The following is a 3,063-nucleotide window of genomic DNA, read 5'->3' on the forward strand; positions in this document are numbered from 1 at the left end:
GCGACGCGCCGGCCGTGGTCACCCCGGCCACGATCGCCATCGCGATGGTCCCCCGCCGACGACGGCGACCGGGCTTGTCCGCGCTGTCGCGATCGGCGACCGGTGCCCCGCACGCGGAGCAGAACCGCGCCCGATCTTCCAGGTGGGCACCACAACGTACGCAGTACATGAGCGTCCCCCGTTCGCTCACTTTTCACGATGGCACATACCCGTGACACGTGGGCGATATGTCCCGAGTTCGATAACCGGACAACCATGCCCAGCGAAGATGAACGGCCCCGGATCACCCTCGATCTGTCGCCGACCACTACAGTCGGCGCGACGAAAAGGAGGACCGTGGCAGCCCACCCCGAACTGGCCGTTGAACAGGACGTTCTCGACCGCGCTTACGCGCGCGCCACGGACCCGGCCGGTGAGCCGCTGATCTTCGGCCGGATCGATCAGGACGGCGAGAGCCGTTACGTCGGCCGGTGCGACGTCGTCGACGACGACCAGATGCCGCTCGTCGTCGCCTGGCACAGCCGATACGCCACGCCGTTCTACGCAGCCGACCCGTCGACCGTCACGCTCAAGCGCCAGTTCGTCGAGCGCGCGGGCCGGCTCACCGCGCTGCACGACGAGATCGTCGACGGCGACGACCGCACCGGCGCCGCGGCACGAGAGCAGATGGAGCGGCGCGCGGACACCATGCGCGCTGCCACGGCCACCCTCACCGCCCAGCAGTACAACGCCATCGTCGCCGACCCGGCCACTCCGGTCGTCATCAGCGGCGGGCCCGGCACCGGCAAGACGCAGGCCGGACTCCACCGCGCCGCGTGGCTCGCCCACCGCCACCCGGAGATCCGCGCGGCCGGCATCGCCTACGTCGCACCGTCCGGCCCGCTGCGCAGTCGGGTCGCCGCCGTTCTGTCGGCGCTGGACGCCGACGATGTCATCGTCACCGACTCCGTCGACACCGCCTACGGCCACATCGTCGTCGACGAAGCGCACCGCCTCTCCCCGGACGAACTCGCCACGCTCGCGGACAGGTCGGCGTCGCTCACCCTCCTCGGTGATCTGCCACCCCCAGCCGCGCCAGGCGCGACGCTGCCCAGCGCCCACCACGTCACCTTGACCACCAGCTTCCGGCTGCCCAACCCCGTCGCCGACCTCCTCAGTCGCCAGCCCACCGGGACGCCGGTGACCAGCGTGCGCGACGGCATCGGCCGGCCGCTGATTCGGCCCACCGACGCCGCGGAACTCACAACCGACGCCGTCCGCGCCGCCTCCGCTGCAGCGAGCACCGGCTTCCACGTCGCCGTGGTCGTCCCGCCCGGGCGGCTCGACGCGACCCGCCGCCTAGCCGACAGCGGCCAGTGCGTCACCGTGGCTGCGCCCGCGGAGCTGGTCGGCCTGGAGTTCGACGCCGTCGCCGTCGTCGCGCCGGACGAGATCGTCGCCGAATCCGGCCGAACCGCACTCCACCTGGCCCTGTCGCGATGCACACAATCGCTGGCGATCTTCCACGCCGAACCGCTTCCCACCGGCCTCGATCATCTCCGTCCGCCCGACCCGAGCCGGTTGCCGCAGCTGTGACATCAGGTCAGGCCAGCAGGCAGGCGCCGATGCTTGACTAGTCAAATGCTCTGGCATGCGCTTACCATGATCTCCGGGTGGAAGTAGCTGTGGAGGGGGCGCCATGGCAGGAGGACGTGATCAACTCGGTCCGCTGGAGCGCGTGACACGAGTTGTCGTTGCGTTGGTTGCAGCTGAACCGCGGGGGGTTTCGACGTCGCGGTTGCTCGACATCGCGGCGTTCGGCGGTCGGCCGGCACATCACCTGCGCCAACTGACGCGATTGATCGACGATCTCAACCAGGTCGGGTGGGACATCCGCAACACCGCGCCGCCGGGTCAGACGGCGGTGTACCGCGCCTTCGCGCGCGACAACCGGCTGCGTATGTACCTGAGCCCGGAACAGCAGGCCGAGCTGGCGCGAGCGGCGTTGATCGCGGGCGATCCAGGCTTCGCCGAACGAGTCGGCGTCGAGCCCACATCCGTGCCGGACGTGCCTGCGTTGCGAACCAGGCCCGCGATCCACGGCAGCGACGACGCGCTGAACAAGGTGTTGCATGCGCTGGAGTTCCGGTGCCTGCTCCGGTTCGTGTACAAGCAGCGCCCGCGGGTGGTGCACCCGCATTTCGTCCAGCCCGGCCCGTCGGGCTGGCACCTGGTGGGGCACGAGGACGGCGGCGAGCGCGACAAGCAGTTCATCACCGACCGCATGTCCGGCGTCACGGTGGACCTTCCCGGCACGGCCGCACCGCACCACGAGCCGCATCCGGACTCGCTGGACCCGTTGACCTGGTCCGTCGACCCGGCGGTCGATGTCGTCGTCGAGACTCTTCCTGAGCATCGCGCGCAAGTCGAGCTGCTGCTGGGCAACCCGACATACTCCGAGATCGACGACGACGTGGTCCGGCTGACCATGACCGTCACGCACCGGGCTGCGTTCCGTAAACGGATCTACGAGCTCGGCCACCGCGTGCGCGTCGTCGAGCCCACCGACATCCGCGACGAGCTCGTTGCCGAGCTCCTCGCGCTGGCAGCGTGACTGTGGCGGGCCCACCAACCTTCCTGCGCCGGTTCGTTCGGGTGACCCGCGCGCTTCGGATCCTGACGATGCACCCCGACGGACTGCCGTTGCGTCAGCTCGCCGCCCAGCTCGAGGTCGATGAGCAGACGTTGCGGGAGGAGATCATCGCCTTCTACCGCGCCGACGTGGGTCCGGCGGCCGATCCGAATCTGTTCCGCGAGGTCCGCATCCAGTTCGTCGGCCCGGACGGCGAGCCTGACTCCGTCGACCCGGCTGAAGCCGAGATCGTCCGGGCGTCGAACACCGAACCGACCACCGAAGTCGGGGTCGTGCACTCCTCGCCCGGCGAGCTGGCCAACGTCTACCGCGCGGGTTACGCCCTCCTGTCGGTGGAGCCGGAGAACTCCGTCCTGGACGGCGCCCTGCACGTCCTCGGCGAAACCATGTTGCGCGGAATCCGCCCCGTCGACGACTACTGGAAAGCCGAG

General features: G+C 69.8%; 4 protein-coding genes. 3 read left to right on the forward strand and 1 reads right to left on the reverse strand.

Going from position 1 to position 3,063, the window contains the following annotated elements; all coding sequences use genetic code 11:
- Nucleotides 1-190, reverse strand: a 190-nt coding sequence (locus M6444_RS10975) for a zinc ribbon domain-containing protein (protein ID WP_298326867.1), incomplete at its 3' end; no start/stop codon positions are given.
- A 146-nt stretch (nt 191-336) separates the two neighbouring features.
- Between M6444_RS10975 and M6444_RS10980 the strand changes: the two genes are divergently transcribed.
- The 3 genes from M6444_RS10980 to M6444_RS10990 form a co-directional block, all read left to right on the forward strand.
- Nucleotides 337-1,575 (forward strand): hypothetical protein, encoded by a 1,239-nt coding sequence (locus M6444_RS10980; protein WP_298326870.1) that lies wholly within the window; start codon nt 337-339, stop codon nt 1,573-1,575.
- A 142-nt stretch (nt 1,576-1,717) separates the two neighbouring features.
- Nucleotides 1,718-2,593: a WYL domain-containing protein gene (locus M6444_RS10985; RefSeq protein ID WP_298326872.1), complete on the forward strand. Its 876-nt coding sequence runs from the start codon at nt 1,718-1,720 to the stop codon at nt 2,591-2,593.
- A gap of 68 nt (nt 2,594-2,661) precedes the next feature.
- On the forward strand, nt 2,662-3,063 hold a 402-nt coding region (locus M6444_RS10990; RefSeq protein ID WP_298326874.1), incomplete at its 3' end, for a hypothetical protein.

It is taken from the genome of Haloactinopolyspora sp. (genome assembly GCF_027324685.1).
Taxonomy (GTDB): domain Bacteria; phylum Actinomycetota; class Actinomycetes; order Jiangellales; family Jiangellaceae; genus Haloactinopolyspora.